Consider the following 20,247-nt stretch of genomic DNA (forward strand, 5'->3'; position numbering starts at 1 on the left):
TTTTTTCACATTGATATAAATCCATTTTTGCTAGCAGGTCCGCTGCATTGTAACTGTATTTTTAAAAATAAAACTAAGCAGTGTTTGAAATTTGGTAAGGATCTTTTTAGTAGGATTTTTTATAAATTTTACTTTAGTTTAAGAAGAAGTGGGTGTCATCCGCCGCGCGTGGTGTGACCTAGACTTGTTGTTTGAGCTGTGCTGGTGATGGTTTGGTTTTTTGGTGGCAGAAGGGGATTCTACTTACGGTCTGCTTGCAGTTGCGAGCTTGTGACGCAAAACGTCGCCCCTTCCGCCCCCAAGCCCCCACCTACCCCACTGCACGTTCAAAGTTGCTGTGCTTTGCACAGTTTTTAGTATAAATTTAAATTTAAAAAGGATAAAAATGATAAAAAGTTATGTTTTAGGTTTTCCAAGAATCGGTGAAAAAAGAGAATTAAAGCGTGCGTTAGAGGGCTTTTGGGCTGGCAAAGAGGGTTTTAGTGAAGAGAATTTGCAAGAGACTGCAAAGACGCTTCGCCAAAGACACTGGAAATATCAACAAGACGCTGGCATTTCAGCTATTAGCGTTAATGATTTTTCATTTTACGACCTAATGCTTGATAACATCATCGCTTTTGGTGCCACACCTCCAAGATTTGCAAATTTAAGTGGTTCAGAGCAATATTTCGCTTGCTCAAGAGGCAACAAAAACGGCGTTGCTATGGAGATGACAAAGTGGTTTAACACAAATTACCACTACATCGTGCCAGAGCTTAGCAGCGAGAGCAAATTTAGCCTAAAAGCTGACAAAATTTTGGCTGAATACAAAGAGGCAAAGGCAAATGGCGTAAAAGGCAAGGTAAATTTGATCGGCCCTATCACATTTTTGGCTCTTTCAAAGACGACTGACGGCAGCTGCCCATTTAAGCACCTTGACGCGCTTGTAGGCGAGTACAAAAAGCTACTTGAGCAAATTTCTAAGCTTGATGACGAAATTTTAGTGCAGTTTGACGAGCCGATCTTTGTAACAGACAAAAATGAAAGCGACCTTTTACCACTTATCACAAAGGTTTATAATGAGCTAACAAGCGTAGCTAGCAACGTTAAAATCGTATTTGCGACATATTTTGAACATGCGATCAAGGCAGTTAGCGAAGTGGCTAAAACTAAAATTTACGGCATCGCACTTGACTTCATCCACGGCAAGAGAAATTTCGAAGTTCTTGAGACTATCAAAAATAGCCATTTGACGCTATTTGCGGGTGTGATAGACGGCAGAAATATCTGGAAAAGCAACATCGACGAAAAAGTAAAACTTGTAGGTGAAATTTCAGAAAAAATAGGCGTAAAAGACCTTTATATCGGTACTTCGTGCTCACTTCTACACGTGCCATACACTCTAAAATATGAAGAGAATTTAAACCCTGAGATCAAAAGCTGGCTAAGCTTTGCGGTCGAGAAGCTTGACGAGATCAAGATCATCACAAAACTTGCAAACGGCGAGAAGCTTGATGAGAGCGAAATAAAAATTTATGAAGAGAACAAAAATGCAGTTAAAACTCGCGCTACTTCAAAGCTCATCCACTCAGATAGCGTTCAAAGCCGTATCAAAAATTTAAGCAAATTTGAGCGTGACGAGAAATTTGAAGACCGTATCAAAATTCAACGCGAAACACTAAAATACGGCATCTTGCCCACAACAACGATAGGTAGCTTCCCTCAAACGGTTGATCTTCGCGTACTTCGTCAAAATTTCAAAAAAGGTGAGATCGACGCGGCTGCTTATGAGGCAGGCATCAAAAAATATATCGATGAGTGTGTGAAATTCCAAGAAGATATCGGCCTAGACGTGCTAGTACACGGTGAGCCAGAGAGAAACGACATGGTCGAGTACTTTGGCGAGCAGATCAGCGGATATGCATTTAGCCAAAATGGCTGGGTACAAAGCTACGGCAGCCGCTGCGTCAAGCCACCACTTCTCTTTGGTGACGTAAGCCGCCCAGAGCCGATGACTGTAAAATGGATGAAATACGCTCAAAGCATCACAAAACACGTAATGAAGGGCATGCTAACAGGTCCTGTAACGATGCTAAACTGGAGCTTTGTGCGTGATGACTTGCCAAGAAGCGAAGTAGCAAAACAGCTTGCACTTTGTATCTATGACGAGATCGCAGACCTTCAAAATGCTGGCATCAGAGTGATCCAAGTCGATGAGGCAGCGTTTAAAGAGGGCTATCCGCTAAGAGCTGAAAATATCCCAGCTTATGAGAAATTTGCGGTTGATTGCTTTAAGCTTTCAGTAAGCTCGGCTGAGGCAAAAACTCAGATCCATACTCATATGTGCTACTCTGAATTTAACGATATTATTAAGACTATCGAAGCTATGGATGCTGATGTTATTAGTATCGAGACTGCAAGAAGTGGCAACGAGCTACTTAAAATTTTCAAAGCCGTTGGCTACAAACAAGAGGTCGGACCTGGCGTTTACGACATCCACAGTCCACGCGTGCCAAGTGTCGAGGAGATCGTCGCTCAGATCAAAGCTCTGCTTGAAGTCTTACCAAAAGAGCAGCTCTGGATCAACCCAGACTGCGGCCTAAAAACCAGAAAATGGGAAGAGGTCGAGCCAAGCCTTAAAAACATGGTAGAAGCCGTCAAGATCGTAAGAGGTCTATAATACAAATTTTAGCGTCTAGCAAGCCTAGGCGCTAAACTCCGTTTAAATTTCAAAAAAGTTAGAAAATGTTAAAAGATAAGATCATAAACAATGAAAGTGGCATAGTGCTTTATGGCCTAACGCCTCCAAAGGCTGAATTTGACGAGGCGAAGCTTAAAGAGATCGCTGCAAAATGGGACAAGAGGATCACGGATGTGCAGGCTGATGGCTTGGTGCTTTACGAGATCCAAGATGAAAGTAGCCGCATAAAAAGCGAGCGAACTTTTGAATTTAGCGATACATTAAGCCCTGAAATTTACTATTCAAAATATCTAAATTTAAAAACACCAAGCATCTTTTATAGAGTCGCAAATAAATATAATGAGAGCGAATTTAGAGCAAATTTAGCCAAAAGTAGTAGCGATATAAATGTCTTTGTCGGCGTTGCTTCTGGCAAGGTAGAGCCCAAAATGAGCCTAGAGCGTGCTTATGAGATCGCTAGAGATGAGTTTAAAGAGCTTGTAGTTGGCGGTGTTTGCATAGCTGAGAGGCACGCTAAAAAGGGCGATGAAGAGCAAAGGATGAGCCAAAAGGCCAAAATGGGGGCAAAATTTTTCATCTCGCAGGCAGTTTTTGATATAAATTTGGCTAAAAATTTACTAACAAGCGTGGCAAAAAGTGGGTTAAATTTGCCTATTATTTTGACATTTACGACTTGTGGCACGCCAAAAACACTAGAGTTTATCAAGTGGCTTGGCATAAGCGTTGATGAAAAGAGCGAGAAAAGGATGCTTGAGAGTAATAATTTTTTAGCCACGGCATCGCAAATTTGCCTTGAAAATTTCGCAGAGCTTTATAAATTTGCCAAAAAGCTTGGTGTAAATATCGGAGTCAATGTTGAAAGTGTAATGGCAAAAAGAGCCGAGATCGAAGCGAGTCTAGAGCTAACACACAAGATGAGAGAGGTGTTTTGATAGTTTAAAAGCTATCAAAACTTATATTTTAGATGATTTTAGTAAGTTCTTAGTCTTTTTTAGCTTTAATTATATAAGATTTTTAAGCTCATTTTAAAGTAGATAAAATTTATGACAAATATATTATTATGTGGTGGTTCTGGTACGAGGTTGTGGCCTATTAGCAGGACTTTGATGCCAAAACAATTTATTAAATTATTTGATGACAGGTCACTTTTTCAGCTAACTGCACTACGAAATAGTGAAATTTGTGACAATACATTTGTGATTACAAATATCGATCATTACTACTTGGCGATGGATCAGATAGAAAATTTAAATATCACAAATTTTAAATATCTACTTGAGCCAGTTGGTAGAAATACTGCACCAGCGATCACACTAGCTTGCCTCGCACTTGATCCAAATGAGATTGTTTTAGTAACGCCATCGGATCATTTGATAAAAGAGATTAAAGCATACCACATAAGCGTAAAAGCCGCAAAGGAGCTGGCAGAGCAAAATTTTTTGGTTACTTTTGGCATAAAGCCAAGGTCGCCCGAGACAGGATTTGGATATATAGAGAGCTATAATGGCGATGTAAAGGCCTTTTATGAAAAGCCAGACTATGAAAGGGCAGTGAAATTTCTAAAAGATCAAAATTTCTACTGGAATTCAGGTATGTTTGTCTTTAAGGCAGGCGTTTTCTTGGATCAGATGAAAATTTTTGCTCCTGAGATATTTGAAGCATGCAAAGTAGCTTTTGGCAACGCAAAAAAAGACGAATTTGATATTAAAATAGACACTACCGATATGCAAAATATCCCACAAAATAGCATAGATTATGCTGTAATGGAAAAGTCTGGTATTGTAAAAATGGTAGTACTAGATGCGCCTTGGAGTGATCTTGGAAGTTTTGATAGTTTGGATGAGCAGCTACCAAAAGATATCAATGGAAACACAATAAATAGCGATCTGGTGCAGATAAATTCTCACAATAATCTAGTCCTATCTAGTGGCAAAAAAATAGCTTTAATAGATGTCGATGATTTAACTGTGGTTGATACGAAAGACGCTCTTTTGATATCTAAAAAATCCTCTAGCCAAAAAGTAAAAAATGTGGTGGAAATTTTAAAAGAGGAGAGTTCTGAGCTTTGTAATGCTCATGTTACGACAAATAGGCCTTGGGGAAACTATACTGTCCTTGAAAATCAAGATGGTTATAAGATAAAGATAATAGAGGTAAAACCTGGCAAAAGACTATCTTTGCAAAAGCATTTTCATAGAAATGAGCATTGGATAGTACTGTCAGGTAGCGCCACCGTTACGATAGGTGAGACAACTAGACTCGTTTGTCCTAATGAGTCTATCTATATAAAAATGGGTGAAGTTCATAGGCTGTCTAATGAAGGAAAAATTCCTGTGGTTTTAATAGAAGCTCAGGTCGGTGAATATACAGGTGAAGATGATATAATTCGCCTAGATGATGATTTTAAAAGGTGATTTATGGATAAAAAAGTAGCATTAATAACTGGTATAACTGGTCAAGATGGATCGTATCTGGCAGAATTTTTACTAAAAAAAGGTTATATAGTCCATGGTATAAAAAGGCGAACGAGCCTTTTTAATACAGACAGAATAGATCATCTTTATCAAGATCCACACGTTGATAATAGAAACTTTTTCTTGCACTATGGTGATATGACGGACTCTATGAATTTAACAAGGATCATTCAAGAAGTACAGCCAGATGAAATTTATAACCTAGCTGCCATGAGTCACGTGCATGTTAGCTTTGAAACTCCAGAATATGTCGCAAATGCTGATGGCACAGGTACTCTTAGACTACTTGAAGCTATAAGGATATTAGGACTTGAGAAAAAGACTAAAATTTATCAAGCCTCTACATCTGAGCTTTACGGAAAAGTGCAAGAGACGCCGCAAAGCGAAACGACGCCATTTTATCCCAGAAGCCCTTATGCAGTCGCAAAGATGTATGCATACTGGATAACGGTTAATTATAGAGAGGCTTATGGCATTTTTGCTTGTAATGGCATATTATTTAATCACGAATCACCAGTTAGAGGCGAGACATTCGTAACCAGAAAGATCACAAGAGCAGCTAGTAAGATAGCGCTTGGGCTTCAAGACAAGCTTTATCTTGGAAATTTAGACGCTAAAAGAGACTGGGGTCACGCAAAAGACTATGTAAAGATGATGTGGATGATACTACAAGCTCCAGAGCCAGAAGACTGGGTGATAGCAACTGGACAAACAACAGCGGTTAGAGATTTCGTAAAATTTGCATTTGCTTATGCTGGTATAAATTTGATATTTGAAGGGGCTGGCGTAGATGAGGTAGGAGTCGTGTACTCACTAAATTTTGAAAAAGCAAAAGAGTTAAATTTAAATTTGTCCCATTTAAATATCGGACAAACTGTGGTTTGTGTGGATCCAAGATATTTTAGACCAACAGAGGTTGATTTGCTGCTTGGAGATCCTAGTAAAGCAGAGAAAAAGCTAGGCTGGAAGAGAGAATTTAACCTTCAAGATCTAGTAAATGACATGATGAAGTCGGACTTAAAACTCATGACAAAAGATCTCTATCTAAAAGATGGCGGATATGAGACAATGAGCTATTTTGAGTAAAAAATGGATAAAAATAGTAAGATTTATGTAGCAGGACACAAGGGTCTGGTAGGCTCTGCTATAGTAAAAAATTTACGATCAAAAGGCTATGAAAATATAATCACAAGAACTCATGGCGAGCTTGATCTTATGGATCAAAAAGCTGTTTGTGAGTTTTTTGAAAAAGAAAAGCCCGAGTATGTAGTGCTAGCTGCTGCAAAGGTCGGTGGAATAGTAGCTAATAGCACTTATAGGGCTGATTTTATATATGAAAACTTACAAATTCAAAATAATGTGATCCATCAAAGTTATGTGCATAAGGTAAAAAAACTATTATTTCTGGGAAGTACTTGCATATATCCTAAAAATGCCCCACAGCCAATGAGCGAAGATGTGCTTTTGACATCTCCACTTGAATACACAAATGAGCCATATGCGATCGCTAAAATAGCCGGGATAAAGATGTGTGAGAGCTATAATCTGCAGTATGGTACAAATTTTATATCTGTTATGCCTACAAATTTATATGGTCCAAACGACAACTTTGATCTAGAAACCTCGCATGTTTTGCCGGCGCTTATAAGAAAGATACACCTAGCAAAACTTTTAAGCGAAGAAAAATTTGATGCAGTGATAAAAGATCTAAAAGCAAAAGATCCAAATGAAGCTATGGCTTATCTTGGTAAATTTGGCATTTCAAAAGATAGAGTAGAAATTTGGGGCACAGGAAAACCTAGGCGAGAGTTTCTATATTCAGAAGATATGGCTGATGCTTGCGTATTTTTATTGGAAAATAGAGACTTTAAAGATACTCATGACAAAAATAGCAAAGAGATAAGAAATACACATATAAATATAGGAACTGGCAAAGATATCTCTATAAAAGAGCTAGCAAATTTGGTTAAAAATATAATTGGCTTTAAAGGCGAGCTATATTTTAATGATAGCAAGCCTGATGGTATGATACTAAAACTAACGGACCCTTCTAAGCTCCACTCTCTTGGCTGGAAACATAAGGTAGAGCTTGAAGATGGATTAAAGACACTTTATGAGTGGTATTTAAATGACTAATTTGAAAAAGCTATTAGCAATAACAACAAGACAAGAAAAGAAAAATTTTATTATTTTGATTTTTATGAGTATTTTTTTGTCAGTTATTGAAACCGTTGGAATATCTGCTATTATGCCGTTTATTACCTTAGCATCAGATCCATCAAAAATAGTTGGTAACGAATATTCAAAAAAAATTTATGACTTTTTTGACTTTTCTACTACTACTAATTTTATGATTTTTTTTGGTCTTTTTTTAATAGGTTTTTATATTTTTAGAGCTTTTTACTCGATGTTTTATAATTATTTGCTTAATAAATTTGCATTTGGAAGATTTCATTCTTTTGCATTTAGACTTTTTAAAAACTATACAAATTTACCATATAAAAAGTTTGTAAAAAGAAATAGTTCGGAACTAATAAAGACTATTGTAAATGAAGCTTCAAACCTTTCTTTTTATATGCAAAGTTTACTTTTGATTTTCTCAGAGTTTTTTACAGTGTTGCTGCTATATGTCTTATTGCTTTTAATGGACTGGAGAATGACTCTAATTTTAACAATTCTTCTAGGAATAAAGGTGTTTTTTTTGATATCTTTTTTAAAAAAAAAGATAGAGAAGGAAGGATCCAGAAGATCAACAATGCAATCAAAAATTTATAAAATTTTAAATGAAACATTTGGAAATTTTAAAATTATAAAACTTATACAGAATGAACAAAAACTTTATAGTGAATTTTCTAGTATAAGCTATGGCTATGCAAAAGCCAATATTGTAAGCAATACTTTAAGCCAACTACCTAGACTCTCGTTAGAAACGATTGGGTTTGGTGTTCTTATAGGAATTGTTGTCTACGTTCTTTTTAAATATAATGATGCAAACTTTGTTTTGCCAATTATTTCTATGTATGCTCTAGCTTTGTATAGAATTCTTCCTGCTTTAAATAGAATACTTTCTAACTACAATACTCTTGTATTTTTATCTAACTCTCTTGATATTGTATATAGTGATCTTAGCTATACTCCACAAGTAGAAGGTGAAAATTATATAGATTTTAAAAACGAAATAGAGTTAACAAATATAAGCTTTGAATATAATAAAAATAAAAAGGTCCTTAAAAATATCAATATAACTATAAATAAAGGCGATAAAGTTGCTTTTGTAGGAGAGAGTGGGAGTGGAAAGTCCACACTAGTTGACTTAATTATCGGATTATATAAACCTCTTAGTGGTGAAATAATCATAGATGGCAAGAAATTAACTTCTGATAATATAAAATCTTATAGATCAAAAGTAGGCTATATACCGCAATCGATATATCTTTTTGATGGTACAGTCGGAGAAAATGTGGCTTTTGGCTATGAATATGATAAAGAAAGAATAATAAAAGTCTTAAAGAAGGCTAATATATATGATTTCTTATCCTCAAAAGAAGGGATAGACACACTGGTTGGAGATGGTGGAATTCAGTTGAGTGGCGGACAAAAACAAAGAATAGGAATAGCTAGAGCTCTATATAGTGACCCCGAAATTTTAGTATTAGATGAAGCAACAAGTGCTTTAGATAACAAAACAGAAGCAAAAATAATGGACGAGATATATGAAATAAGTCAAGATAAGACATTATTAATAATTGCACACAGATTAAGTACAATTGAAAGGTGTGATAGGAAGATAATGCTATCTAATGGAAAAATAATATGAACAATATCTTAAGACTAATAGGACGCACGAAAAATCTCTTTGAGGATGATATAAATGCACTTGATAAAGACCTAAAAGAGATAGTTTCAAGCTCAAGCTTTCTAGTTATCGGTGGGGCAGGATCTATAGGCTCTGCCGTGACAAAAGAGATCTTTATAAGAGATCCAAAAAAGCTCTACGTCGTCGACATCTCTGAAAACAACCTTGTCGAGCTAGTACGTGACATAAGAAGCGAGGTTGGATATATAAATGGTGACTTTAAAACTTTTGCCATAGATGTTGCAAGTGCCGAATTTGACGCACTTTTAGAGCAAAGTGGTGGATTTGACTATGTGTTAAATTTATCAGCGCTAAAGCATGTTAGAAGCGAAAAAGACCCATTTACACTCATGAGAATGCTTGAAACAAATATCTTTAACACCGACAAAACACTAGCACAAGCCTTTGGTATGAAGTCAAAAAAATATTTCTGCGTTAGCACCGATAAGGCTGCAAACCCTGTAAATTTAATGGGAGCTAGCAAGCGCATCATGGAGATGTTTGCGTTTAGACACTCTTTAAATATCAACGTCTCAATGGCTAGATTTGCAAACGTGGCATTTAGCGACGGTTCACTTCTTTTTGGCTTTCAAAAACGCATAGAAAAATCTCAGCCCATAGTCGCCCCAAACGATGTCAGGCGCTATTTTTTAACACCAAAAGAGAGTGGTGAGCTTTGTCTTTTAAGCACTATTTTTGGCGAAAATAGAGATATATTTTTTCCAAAATTAGATGAAAATTTAGACCTCATAACATTTAGTGAGATAGCCAAGCGATACTTAGAAAATTTAGGCTACAAGCCATTTTTGTGTGAAAATGAGGAGGAAGCCAGAAAGCTTGCGAAAGTGCTTCCAAAAGATGGACTTTACCCTTGCCTTTTTGCGTCTAGCGACACGACTGGAGAGAAGGACTATGAGGAGTTTTTCGTTGACGGCGAGAGACTTGACATGCAAAGGCTTCAAAATATCGGTATCGTCAAAAATGATGCAAATTTTGACAGGAAGAAGCTAGAAATTTTTAAAAACAATATTTTAAATTTAAAATCAAGCTTGACATGGAGCAAAGAGGACATTTTGCGCGAAGTTTTCGAGCTTATGCCGAATTTTATGCATAAAGAAACAGGAAAGTATCTCGATGAGAAAATGTGATTTTGACGAGGTTTTGAAATTTATAAAAAGCACCTTTGGCAAGGATAAAGCCCCGCTTCACGAGCCTAAATTTATAGGCAATGAGAAAAAATATCTACTTGAGTGCATCGACTCTAGTTTCGTCTCAAGTGTCGGTAAATTTGTAGATGAGCTTGAGAGTAAGCTAGCTCAAATGGTTGGTGCTAAATTCGCAGTTGCTACGACAAATGGCACCTCTGCGCTTCATATCTGCTTAAAGCTAGCTGGTGTTGGCCAAGATGACGAAGTGATCACACAGCCAGTTACCTTTATAGCCACTTGCAATGCCATTAGCTACCTTTTTGCAAAGCCAGTTTTTGTGGATGTCGACCTTGACACGCTTGGTATGTCGCCAGCAGCGCTTAGCGAGTTTTTAGAGAAAAACTGCAAGCTAAAAGGCGGCAAATGTGTAAATAAAACTAGCGGCAGGATAGTGCGTGCTTGCGTGCCTATGCATACTTTTGGACTACCTTGTAAGATAGATGAGATAGCTGAAATTTGCAAGCGTTGGAATATCGTTTTGGTAGAAGACTGTGCCGAGAGCCTTGGTAGCTACTACAAAGGCACTCATACAGGGAATTTTGGCAAGCTTGCAGCCATGAGCTTTAATGGCAATAAGATCGTCACAAGTGGAGGTGGCGGAGCTATCATCACAAACGATGAGGAGATAGCAAAGCACGCCAAATTTATCACCACAACGGCCAAGGTGCCACATCCTTTTGAGTATCGTCACAGCGAGATCGGCTACAACTACCGCTTGCCAAATTTAAATGCAGCTCTGCTTGTGGCACAGCTTGAAAATTTGGAGCTATTTTTAAAGAGCAAACGCGAACTTGCGATGATCTATAAAGAGTATTTTTCTAAATTTGATGATGTGAAATTTATAGATGAACCAGCGGACGCTAGGTCAAATTTTTGGCTAAACGCAGTGCTCTTTGAAAGTCATGAAAAACGAGATAAGTTTTTGAAATTTAGTAATGAAAATGGCGTTTTTACGCGTCCTATCTGGCAGCTCATGAATGAGCTTGATATGTTTAAGGACTGCCAAAGAGACGAGCTAAAAAATGCTAAATTTTTAAGCGATAGGATAGTAAATATCCCAAGTAGCGCAAGAGTTTAGTCATATATGCAAAATAATGAGGAGAGTGATATGAAACTTAAAATAGGGTATTTTGCAGATGGTATTTGGAGCCATAACGCATTTGATAAACTTATTAAAGATAAAGATATAGAAATAGAATTTATCTGTGCCAGATATGATTCAAATGATGAAAAACTTCTAAATTATGCAAACGAATTTAAAATTGACTATTTAAAGCATAAAGATATAAATTCTGATGAGTTTATTGACAGAATTAAACAATATGATTGTGATTTGTTTGTATCAATGTCTTTTAATCAAATTTTTAAACCCAAGATCATAAATTTGCCAAAATATAAAACTATAAATTGTCACGCAGGTAAATTGCCGTTTTATCGAGGCAGAAATATCCTAAACTGGGCTTTGATAAATGACGAAAAAGAATTTGGAATAACTGTACATTATATGGATACTGGTATAGATACCGGTGATATAATCTTGCAAAAATGTTTTGATATAACAGACAACGATGACTACAAAAGCATACTAACAAAAGCGCATAGCGAGTGTGCAAACATACTATATCAGGCGATATGTCTATTTAAAAACGGTAAAGCAGAGTCCAAAAAACAAGAGGATGTTGGGTTTTACTGCTCAAGACGTATAGAAGGCGATGAAAATTTAAATTTTAACCAAACAAGCAGAGAAGTATTTAATTTTGTACGTGCCATTTGTTATCCAGCCATAGTAGCAAGGGCATTTCTAAATGGCAAAGAGATGAAAATAAATAAAGTAGAACTTATAAAAGATGCACCACTATATAAATGTATCCCTGGTGCGATTTTGTGTAAAGACGGTGATACTTTTTTGGTAAAAACACAAGATAGTTTTGTAAAAGTTGTGGAATATGAATATGATGGAAAGATTAAGGTGGGAGATAGATTTGATGTCAAATAGTGTTTTTATCATAGCTGAAGCTGGGGTTAACCACAATGGTGATATAAATTTAGCTAAAAAGCTGATCGACGTGGCAGTCAAAGCTGGCGCTGACGCGGTAAAATTTCAAACCTTTAAGGCTCAAAATCTTGTTTCAAAAAACGCACAAAAGGCTAGCTATCAAAAAGAAACTACCGATAAAAATGAAAGCCAGTTTGAGATGATAAAAAAGCTTGAACTGGATGAGAACACACATAAAGAGCTTATAGCCTATTGCAAGAAAAAAAATATCACATTTCTCTCAACTCCTTTTGATAGCGACAGCATAAAGCTTCTTGATGAGCTTGGGCTTGACACATTTAAAGTCCCAAGCGGCGAGATAACAAATTTACCTTATCTTAAGCAGATAGGCGGCTTAAATAAAAAGATCATTCTCTCAACTGGCATGGCAAATTTAGGTGAGGTAGAATCCGCGATAGAAGTACTTATAAAAAGTGGCACGAAACGTGAAAACATAAGTCTTCTTCATGCAAATACGCAGTATCCAACACCGATGGAGGATGTAAATTTAAAAGCGATGATAACACTGAAAAATGCCTTTGGTCTTGAGGTCGGATATAGCGATCATACGCTTGGCATTGAGGTCGATATCGCAGCGGTTGCCATGGGTGCAAAGATCATAGAAAAGCACTTTACTCTTGATAAAAATATGCCCGGACCTGACCACAAGGCTAGCCTTGAGCCAGATGAGCTAGTGGCGATGGTTAGAGCTATTAGAAATATAGAACTAGCGCTTGGAGACGGACTAAAACACTTTAGTAAAAGCGAGAGCGAAAATATCAAAATAGCTAGAAAGTCGATCGTAGCAAAGTGTGATATAAAAAAAGGTGAAGTCTTTAGCGAACAAAATATCTGTGTAAAACGCCCGGGAGACGGCATAAATCCTATGAGATGGGATGAGGTGATCGGAAAAATTTCACAAAAAGATTACAAGCAAGATGATCTGATATGAGAAAAATTTGTGTAGTGACAAGCACTAGAGCAGAATATGGCCTACTTTACTGGCTCTTAAAAGAGATCGAGGCAGATAGCGAGCTTGAGCTTCAAATAATTGCCACCGGCATGCACCTAAGTCCTGAGTTTGGACTCACATACAAAGAGATTGAAAAAGATTTTAAGATAGATAAAAAGATAGAAATTTTAGGCTCTTCGCACTCAAAACTTGATATATGTACTGAAGTGGCAAAGGTTTATGAGAAATTTGCCCCAGCTTTTAGCGAACTTAAGCCAGATATATTGGTACTTCTTGGCGATAGATACGAGATATTTGGTGTAGCTGGCGTGGCTAGTATCATGCAGATACCAATAGCACACATACATGGCGGAGAAACCACCCAAGGGGCATTTGACGAGGCTTTTAGGCACAGCATAACAAAGATGAGCCATATTCATTTTGCAGCTACAAGAGAGTATGCAAACCGCATAATCCAGTTAGGAGAAGAGCCTAGTAGAGTCTTTAATGTCGGTGGGCCTGGCATTGAAAACATAAAAAAACTAAATTTACTAAATAAAGATGAGTTTGAAAAGTCTATAAATTTTAAGCTTGCTAAAAAAAATATACTAATCACTTTTCATCCAGTAACGCTTGAAAATGGCAGCGCAAAAGAGCAATTTAGCGAGCTTTTAAAAGCAATAGATGAGTTAAAAGATACAAATTTTATCTTTACAAAAGCAAATAGCGACATAGATGGTGATGTGATAAATAAAATGATAGATGAGTATGTGAGTAAAAATTCACAAAAAGCTGTGGCATTTGCTTCACTTGGACAGCTGAGATATCTAAGTGCGATAAAATTTGTTGATATAGTCCTAGGAAATAGCTCAAGTGGCCTTTTGGAAGTTCCAAGCTTTAAAAAAGCCACCATAAACATAGGTGACAGACAAAAAGGACGTGCAAAAGCTAGCAGTGTGATAGACGTTAGGCCCGTTAAAGAAGAAATTTTAGCCGCTATAAAAAAAGTATATTCAAAAGAATTTGAGCAAGTTTTAAAAAATACCATCAATCCATATAATGGTGGTAATTCAAGCAAAAAAATGGTTAAAATTTTAAAAGAGATCGAGCTAGAAGGTATTTTGAAAAAGAAATTTTATGATGTAAAGATATAAATAATGAAGAATATAGAAAACATAAAGCTAAAACAAAATGCCACTATAAAGGAAGCCTTGGGGATTATAGATAGCGGAGCTATGCAGATAGCTTTAGTTGTTGATGATAAAGATAAGCTTCTTGGAACACTGACTGACGGCGATATAAGAAGAGGTATATTAAGAGGGCTAGACCTTGACAGCTCTATAGAGACGATCATTTATAAAGAGCCGGCTGTTGCAAAAATTTCTAGCACAAAAGAGGAAATTTTAAAGATAGCATTACCTAAAAAACTTCACCAGATACCAATAGTAGATGATAACGGAATAGTATTAGACTTAAAAGAGATAGAAGAGCTTGTTGAACCAAAGATCAAGACGAATAGAGTCATTCTAATGGTGGGGGGGCTCGGTACTAGGCTTAGACCACTCACGCAAGATACTCCAAAACCGATGCTAAAGGTCGGAAATAAGCCGATACTTCAAACGATAGTTGAGAAATTTGCAGAATATGGCTTTGTAAATATCACGATGTGTGTAAATTTTAATGCAGGCATCATCAAGGACTATTTTGGTGACGGCAAAGAATTTGGAGTAAACATCGACTATATTTTAGAGCAAAAAAGAATGGGTACGGCAGGTGCATTAAGCCTACTTAAAGAGCGACCAAACGAACCATTTTTTGTAATGAACGGCGATCTTCTTACAAATGTAAATTTCGAACATATTTTTAACTACCACACGCTAAATAAAGCGACAGCTACAATGTGTGTAAGAGAGTATGACTACGAAGTGCCTTATGGCGTTGTAAAAATGAATGACAACAAGATAGTAGAGATCTCAGAAAAACCGGTGCAGAAATTTTTCGTAAGCGCTGGAATATATATGCTTTCACCTGAAATTTTAGATCTAATACCACAAAATGAGTTTTATGATATGCCTACGCTGTTTGAAAAGCTAATAAAATTAAGTAAAAATGTTATATCATTTCCGATCAGAGAATATTGGCTTGATATTGGACGCATAGAAGAATACCAAAGAGCAAATGAAGAATATAAAAAAGTTTTTTAATGTATAAAAATAAGAGATTTTTAGCGATTGTGCCAGCAAGAGGGGGCAGCAAAGGGTTGCCTGGAAAAAACATTAAAGAATTGTGCGGAAAGCCGCTTATTGCATGGAGTATAGAGGCTGGGCTGAATAGCAAATATTTAGATGAAGTCATGGTTAGTACTGATGATGAAAAAATCGCAGAAATTTCTAAAAAACATGGTGCAAATGTACCCTTTTTAAGACCAAGCGAATTGGCAAGCGATACTGCTACAACCTTTGATGCCGTAAAACATACTATAGATTATTATAAAAATGAATTAAAAAAAGAGTTTGACTATATTGTTTTATTAGAGCCCACATCGCCTTTGAGAGAAAATGGTGATGTAGATACAATGATAGAAAAAATAGTAGATAATCAAGAAAAATTTGACTCAATATCTAGCATAGGGGAAGTGCATGAGCATCCATCTATCATGAAGAAAATTTTAAATAATGGTTATATCGTGCCATTTTGTAAAGAGCTCAAATTTACTACAAGGCGACAGGATAATGAAAAGGCATATTTTCCTTATGGAGTTGCTTATATAGTTAAAATAAAAAATTTTCTAGAAGAAAAAACATTTTATACGCAAAGAAATACTTTTTATGAGATAAAGCGATATCAATGTTACGAAATAGATGATCTATATGATTTTTTGGCAATCGAAAATATAATGAAATACGAATGGAGATTGAAATGAATTTTCTAGTAATCGGTCTGGGCTCAATGGGTAAAAGAAGAGTTAGAAATTTAATTGCGCTTGGCTATAAAGATAGTATTGCTGGTTTTGAGCCAAGGGAGGATAGAAGGTGTGAAGCTGAAAGAAAATATAGTATTAAAACTTATGATAGCCTTGAAAAAGCAATGAGCGAATTTAATCCGGATGTATTTATAATATCCACTCCTCCAAACGTGCATATGTATTACGCATATTTGGCTGAAAAAAACAATATCAACTGTTTTGTAGAGGCTTCTGTTGTTGAGGCTGAAAAAATTTTAGAATTATCAAAGAGAATAAAAGATAAAAAAATTTTGATAGCACCATCTTGCACAATGAAATATTATCCTATTTCTATAAAGATAAAAGAACTGATTAATAAAAAAGCAATAGGTAAAATCCTTAATTATAACTATCAAACTGGTCAGTATTTGCCAGATTGGCACCCTTGGGAAAAAATAGAAGACTTTTATGTTTCAAATCCTGATACTGGTGGCTGTAGGGAAATAGTTCCATTTGAGTTAACATGGTTAAATGATATTTTCGGTGACTCTAGACCACTGGCGTGCGTGAGAAAAAAAATAACAGATATTAATGCTAATATAGATGATATATATCATTGTATTTTAGAACATTCAAATAATGTATTGGGAAATTTAACTATAGAAGTAATATCAAAACCTAGAGCTACTAGGGAAATGAGAATATTGGGTTCAGAAGGTGAAATAGTTTATAGTGCAGATAATAATGAACTCAGATACATAAATACTAATATGAATGATTGGAATAGGATAAAATTTGGCACAGGAACAGTAGAAAGTGGATATATTAATCCGGAGGAGCCATATATTAATGAGTTAAAAGATTATATAAATAGTATAAAAGAGGTCAAAAACGGAGAGGTGCCGACATACCCAAATAGACTAGAGGATGATTACAGGGTATTGCAGAACTTATATAAGCTAGAAGAAATAAGCGAGGGAAGACATGACTTATCAAGATAGATTATTAAAAGCAATACCGGGCGGTGCCCATACTTACAGTAGAGGATTTGACCAGTATCCAGCCAATGCCCCACAAATTTTAAAAAGAGGGAAAGGCGCATATGTATATGATGAAAATGGTAGAGAATTTTTGGACTATGGAATGGCGCTTAGGGCTGTAAATTTAGGCTACGCAAATGAAGAAATAAACAAAGCAGCGATCGAGCAAATAGAATTTGGAAACAATCTAACTAAGCCTAGCGTGATAGAGCTAGAGGCTGCTGAATTATTAATAGATATGATAGATAGTGTTGACATGGTTAAATTTACTAAAAATGGCTCAACCGCAACAACAGCAGCTATCAAACTTAGTAGAGCATATACTGGAAGGGAGCTGGTTGCAAGATGTGCAGAGCACCCATTTTTTAGCTATGATGACTGGTTTATTGGCTCTACTCAACTTACCAAAGGTATACCTCAAAAGGATACTGAGGGCACAAAGATGTTTGGTTACAACAACATTGAGAGCTTAGAGAGGCTTTTTGATGAATTTCCTAATCAAATAGCTTGTGTGATTTTAGAGCCGGCTACAACAGAGCACCCAAAAGATAATTTTTTACATAAAGTAAGAGATCTGTGTCATAGAAATGGAGCAGTATTTATACTTGATGAGATGATAACTGGCTTTAGATGGCATCTAAAAGGGGCTCAATATTATTATGACATTAAACCTGATTTATGTACTTTTGGAAAGGCAATGGCAAACGGATTTTCAGTTGCGGCTATAGCTGGAAAAAGAGAGATAATGCAGCTTGGCAGTATAGAATTTGAAGGAAAAGAAAGAGTTTTTTTACTATCAACAACACATGGTGCAGAGATGAGTGGATTAGGCGCATTTGTTGCGGCTATGAAATTTATGAAAGAGAATAATGTGGTTGAGTATATTTGGGGTTATGGCACAAAACTAATCTCAATGATAAATGAGCTTGCAAAAAAATATGAAATCGAAAGAAATTTCGTAGCAGGCGGTATAGAGTGTAGTCCGTACTATTTGACTTTTGATAAAAATGGTCAAAATTCTTTAGGGCTTAGAACTCTTTTTTCTCAAGAAATGGTCAAAAATGGCGTGCTTATTCCTTGGGTGGCACTTTCTTATGCTCATGGAGAAAATGAACTTACAAAGACAAAAAACGCACTAGAAAAAACTTTTGAAGTTTACAAAAAAGCAGTTGATGAGGGCTATGAAAAATATTTAGTAGGTAGCCCTATCAAGCCAGTTTTTAGAAGATTTAATTAAGGAAAAATAAAATGATTTTGGAGAATGAAACAATACAGTTAAGGCCATATATTTTAGAAAAAGATAACTTGATTTTAAGAGGACAATATCTAGAGTGGATACAAGATTACAATAATATAGAATATATTAATTCAATATCATTGCTAATGAATGATAGTTTAGATTTTATAGAAAGTAGCTTTAGTAGATTCACATCAAAAAATTCCCAGGGTTTTTTCATTTATCATAAAGGTAATAAAAAATTTATTGGTACAGTAAAATTAGACAAAATTGATTTCTTCAGGCAATCTAGTGAATTTGGCATAATGATTGGCGAACAGAACTTTAAACATCAAAATATAGGGACATTTTCAATGGAATTAATTTTGGACTATTCTTTTAGAATCCTTGGTCTACATAGGGTATGGGGTGGCTGCGCTGCAAATAATATTGGTATGCAAAAACTTTTTAAGAAATTTAATTTTAAAGAAGAAAGCAGACAAAGAGAAAGTATCTATGTCAATGGTGTTTATCAAGATGGTATTTTTTACGGACTATTAAGGAAAGAATGGAAGGATGGTTTAATATGAGTAGAATTTTTTGGTGTAAAAAGTGTTTAAATATGTCTACTAGACCAAGAATTGAATTTAATGAAGATCAAATTTGCAATGCTTGTCAGTGGAGCGAAGAAAAAAAAACTTTAAATTGGAATGATCGAAAAAAAGAATTAATAGAAATAATAAATAAATATAAAAAGTCTAATGGTCAATATGATTGTATAGTTCCGGTTAGTGGCGGAAAGGACAGTTCTTATGTTTCATATAAACTGAAAAATGAATACGGTATAAATCCTTTGACAATAACGGTAAAGCCCGGAATAGTTTTTGATATTGGAGAAGAAAATCTAACAAATTTTATATCCTCAGGATATGATAATATTACAATAAGACCAAATTTGAAAGTTTTAAAACAAGTTGATAAAATCGGATTTATTGAATTTGGAAGGCCAATGCTAGGATGGCAAACAATTATACAGGCTTTTATCCCAAAAATAGCAAAAAATTTTAATATACAAATGATTTTTTATGGTGAAAATGGCGAAATCGAATATGGCGGTTCTACTAAAAACAAGAATGTACCTTATGGAAGTTTCGAGTTTGTTAAAAATATTTTGCTCTCAGATACATACAATAGAATAATTAATAGCGGAATAGACAACAACGACTTGGAAATGTATAAATTTGATGAGGATATTATTTTTGGTAAAAGCAAGGTACTAAGTCTATATTGGTCTTATTTTGAGCCTTGGGATTCGTATAGAAATTTTAAAATTGCAGAAAAATATTGTGGTCTTACTAGTAAGAAATCACAGGAAGGCTCTACTTATAATGATTATTCACAAAATGACACAAGTTTATATGATCTACATACATACCTAATGTATTTAAAATTCGGTTTTGGTAGAGCTTCACAGGATGCTGGTATTGATATTAGAAGGGGTGCTATTTCTAGAAAAGAGGCGATAGAATTAGTAATTAAATACGATGGTATATTTCCAGAAATATATTTAGAAGGATACTTGAAGTATTATGATTTGACAAAGGAAGAGTTTGATAATATTATCGACAAATGGGCCAACAAAGATTTATTCTTTAAAAAGGATGGTGTATGGATTCCTAAATTTAAAGTTGGAAATGATTTTCAAATAGGCTAAAACCAATGAAAATCGCTGTTGTATCATTGAGCTAATGTTATAGGTTTAAAATGGTTTTTAAATTATAAAAATTTATACCATCATTAAAATTTAAAAATTACATTCACATTAAGAGTCTGATTTAGAGA

The 20,247-nt window shown here is 35.5% G+C and carries 17 protein-coding genes; all 17 read left to right on the forward strand.

The genetic code is table 11. From position 1 onward, the window contains the following. The first annotated feature begins 385 nt into the window (after positions 1-385). Positions 386-2,659 (forward strand): 5-methyltetrahydropteroyltriglutamate--homocysteine S-methyltransferase, encoded by a 2,274-nt coding sequence (metE, locus tag CVS97_RS07990; RefSeq protein WP_107785700.1) that lies wholly within the window; start codon positions 386-388, stop codon positions 2,657-2,659. A 65-nt stretch (positions 2,660-2,724) separates the two neighbouring features. Beyond that, the gene (locus CVS97_RS07995) at positions 2,725-3,612 is read left to right on the forward strand and encodes a DNA-binding protein (protein WP_107785701.1); all 888 of its coding nucleotides are present in this window, start codon (positions 2,725-2,727) and stop codon (positions 3,610-3,612) included. 111 nt (positions 3,613-3,723) lie between these two features. Continuing rightward, positions 3,724-5,094 (forward strand): mannose-1-phosphate guanylyltransferase/mannose-6-phosphate isomerase, encoded by a 1,371-nt coding sequence (locus CVS97_RS08000; RefSeq protein WP_107785702.1) that lies wholly within the window; start codon positions 3,724-3,726, stop codon positions 5,092-5,094. A gap of 3 nt (positions 5,095-5,097) precedes the next feature. After that, positions 5,098-6,240, forward strand: a complete 1,143-nt coding sequence (gene gmd, locus CVS97_RS08005; protein WP_107785703.1) for a GDP-mannose 4,6-dehydratase — start codon at positions 5,098-5,100, stop codon at positions 6,238-6,240. A gap of 3 nt (positions 6,241-6,243) precedes the next feature. Continuing rightward, positions 6,244-7,290: a GDP-L-fucose synthase family protein gene (locus CVS97_RS08010; protein WP_107785704.1), complete on the forward strand. Its 1,047-nt coding sequence runs from the start codon at positions 6,244-6,246 to the stop codon at positions 7,288-7,290. Continuing rightward, positions 7,283-8,971 carry an ABC transporter ATP-binding protein gene (locus CVS97_RS08015; RefSeq protein ID WP_107785705.1) on the forward strand — a complete coding sequence of 563 codons (1,689 nt, stop codon included), beginning with the start codon at positions 7,283-7,285 and terminating at the stop codon, positions 8,969-8,971. The genes CVS97_RS08010 and CVS97_RS08015 overlap by 8 nt, the downstream gene beginning before the upstream one ends. Next, positions 8,968-10,158 carry a UDP-N-acetylglucosamine 4,6-dehydratase gene (locus CVS97_RS08020; protein WP_107785706.1) on the forward strand — a complete coding sequence of 397 codons (1,191 nt, stop codon included), beginning with the start codon at positions 8,968-8,970 and terminating at the stop codon, positions 10,156-10,158. The genes CVS97_RS08015 and CVS97_RS08020 overlap by 4 nt, the downstream gene beginning before the upstream one ends. Beyond that, on the forward strand, positions 10,145-11,296 hold the full coding sequence (locus CVS97_RS08025; RefSeq protein ID WP_107785707.1) for a LegC family aminotransferase: 1,152 nt from the start codon (positions 10,145-10,147) through the stop codon (positions 11,294-11,296). Before CVS97_RS08020 ends, CVS97_RS08025 begins: the two co-directional genes overlap by 14 nt. 30 nt (positions 11,297-11,326) lie before the next feature. Continuing rightward, a complete protein-coding gene (locus CVS97_RS08030) occupies positions 11,327-12,214 on the forward strand; it encodes a methionyl-tRNA formyltransferase (RefSeq protein WP_107785708.1) in 888 nt (295 codons plus the stop codon). Further along, entirely contained in the window at positions 12,204-13,205 is a 1,002-nt protein-coding gene (gene neuB, locus CVS97_RS08035) for an N-acetylneuraminate synthase (RefSeq protein ID WP_107785709.1), read from the forward strand. Before CVS97_RS08030 ends, neuB begins: the two co-directional genes overlap by 11 nt. After that, on the forward strand, positions 13,202-14,359 hold the full coding sequence (neuC, locus tag CVS97_RS08040; protein WP_107785710.1) for a UDP-N-acetylglucosamine 2-epimerase: 1,158 nt from the start codon (positions 13,202-13,204) through the stop codon (positions 14,357-14,359). Before neuB ends, neuC begins: the two co-directional genes overlap by 4 nt. A 3-nt stretch (positions 14,360-14,362) precedes the next feature. Then, a complete protein-coding gene (locus CVS97_RS08045; protein ID WP_107785711.1) occupies positions 14,363-15,409 on the forward strand; it encodes a nucleotidyltransferase family protein in 1,047 nt (348 codons plus the stop codon). Next, positions 15,409-16,128 (forward strand): cytidylyltransferase domain-containing protein, encoded by a 720-nt coding sequence (locus CVS97_RS09450; RefSeq protein ID WP_107785712.1) that lies wholly within the window; start codon positions 15,409-15,411, stop codon positions 16,126-16,128. Before CVS97_RS08045 ends, CVS97_RS09450 begins: the two co-directional genes overlap by 1 nt. Continuing rightward, positions 16,125-17,150, forward strand: a complete 1,026-nt coding sequence (locus tag CVS97_RS09455; RefSeq protein ID WP_107785713.1) for a Gfo/Idh/MocA family protein — start codon at positions 16,125-16,127, stop codon at positions 17,148-17,150. The genes CVS97_RS09450 and CVS97_RS09455 overlap by 4 nt, the downstream gene beginning before the upstream one ends. Then, positions 17,134-18,426: a glutamate-1-semialdehyde 2,1-aminomutase gene (locus CVS97_RS08060; RefSeq protein WP_107785714.1), complete on the forward strand. Its 1,293-nt coding sequence runs from the start codon at positions 17,134-17,136 to the stop codon at positions 18,424-18,426. Before CVS97_RS09455 ends, CVS97_RS08060 begins: the two co-directional genes overlap by 17 nt. Positions 18,427-18,437: 11 nt before the next feature. Further along, positions 18,438-18,995: a GNAT family N-acetyltransferase gene (locus CVS97_RS08065; RefSeq protein WP_107785715.1), complete on the forward strand. Its 558-nt coding sequence runs from the start codon at positions 18,438-18,440 to the stop codon at positions 18,993-18,995. Further along, the gene (locus CVS97_RS08070) at positions 18,992-20,119 is read left to right on the forward strand and encodes an N-acetyl sugar amidotransferase (protein WP_107785766.1); all 1,128 of its coding nucleotides are present in this window, start codon (positions 18,992-18,994) and stop codon (positions 20,117-20,119) included. The genes CVS97_RS08065 and CVS97_RS08070 overlap by 4 nt, the downstream gene beginning before the upstream one ends. The last annotated feature ends 128 nt before the right edge of the window (positions 20,120-20,247 follow it).

The organism is Campylobacter concisus, assembly GCF_003049735.1.
Taxonomy (GTDB): domain Bacteria; phylum Campylobacterota; class Campylobacteria; order Campylobacterales; family Campylobacteraceae; genus Campylobacter_A; species Campylobacter_A concisus_AN.

What these genes read in the sequence shown, in the direction of transcription:
- metE (WP_107785700.1), top strand. Translation starts at nt 386, where the DNA reads ATGATAAAAAGTTATGTTTTAGGTTTTCCAAGAATCGGTGAAAAAAGA.
- CVS97_RS07995 (WP_107785701.1), top strand. Translation starts at nt 2,725, where the DNA reads ATGTTAAAAGATAAGATCATAAACAATGAAAGTGGCATAGTGCTTTAT.
- CVS97_RS08000 (WP_107785702.1), top strand. Translation starts at nt 3,724, where the DNA reads ATGACAAATATATTATTATGTGGTGGTTCTGGTACGAGGTTGTGGCCT.
- gmd (WP_107785703.1), top strand. Translation starts at nt 5,098, where the DNA reads ATGGATAAAAAAGTAGCATTAATAACTGGTATAACTGGTCAAGATGGA.
- CVS97_RS08010 (WP_107785704.1), top strand. Translation starts at nt 6,244, where the DNA reads ATGGATAAAAATAGTAAGATTTATGTAGCAGGACACAAGGGTCTGGTA.
- CVS97_RS08015 (WP_107785705.1), top strand. Translation starts at nt 7,283, where the DNA reads ATGACTAATTTGAAAAAGCTATTAGCAATAACAACAAGACAAGAAAAG.
- CVS97_RS08020 (WP_107785706.1), top strand. Translation starts at nt 8,968, where the DNA reads ATGAACAATATCTTAAGACTAATAGGACGCACGAAAAATCTCTTTGAG.
- CVS97_RS08025 (WP_107785707.1), top strand. Translation starts at nt 10,145, where the DNA reads ATGAGAAAATGTGATTTTGACGAGGTTTTGAAATTTATAAAAAGCACC.
- CVS97_RS08030 (WP_107785708.1), top strand. Translation starts at nt 11,327, where the DNA reads ATGAAACTTAAAATAGGGTATTTTGCAGATGGTATTTGGAGCCATAAC.
- neuB (WP_107785709.1), top strand. Translation starts at nt 12,204, where the DNA reads ATGTCAAATAGTGTTTTTATCATAGCTGAAGCTGGGGTTAACCACAAT.
- neuC (WP_107785710.1), top strand. Translation starts at nt 13,202, where the DNA reads ATGAGAAAAATTTGTGTAGTGACAAGCACTAGAGCAGAATATGGCCTA.
- CVS97_RS08045 (WP_107785711.1), top strand. Translation starts at nt 14,363, where the DNA reads ATGAAGAATATAGAAAACATAAAGCTAAAACAAAATGCCACTATAAAG.
- CVS97_RS09450 (WP_107785712.1), top strand. Translation starts at nt 15,409, where the DNA reads ATGTATAAAAATAAGAGATTTTTAGCGATTGTGCCAGCAAGAGGGGGC.
- CVS97_RS09455 (WP_107785713.1), top strand. Translation starts at nt 16,125, where the DNA reads ATGAATTTTCTAGTAATCGGTCTGGGCTCAATGGGTAAAAGAAGAGTT.
- CVS97_RS08060 (WP_107785714.1), top strand. Translation starts at nt 17,134, where the DNA reads ATGACTTATCAAGATAGATTATTAAAAGCAATACCGGGCGGTGCCCAT.
- CVS97_RS08065 (WP_107785715.1), top strand. Translation starts at nt 18,438, where the DNA reads ATGATTTTGGAGAATGAAACAATACAGTTAAGGCCATATATTTTAGAA.
- CVS97_RS08070 (WP_107785766.1), top strand. Translation starts at nt 18,992, where the DNA reads ATGAGTAGAATTTTTTGGTGTAAAAAGTGTTTAAATATGTCTACTAGA.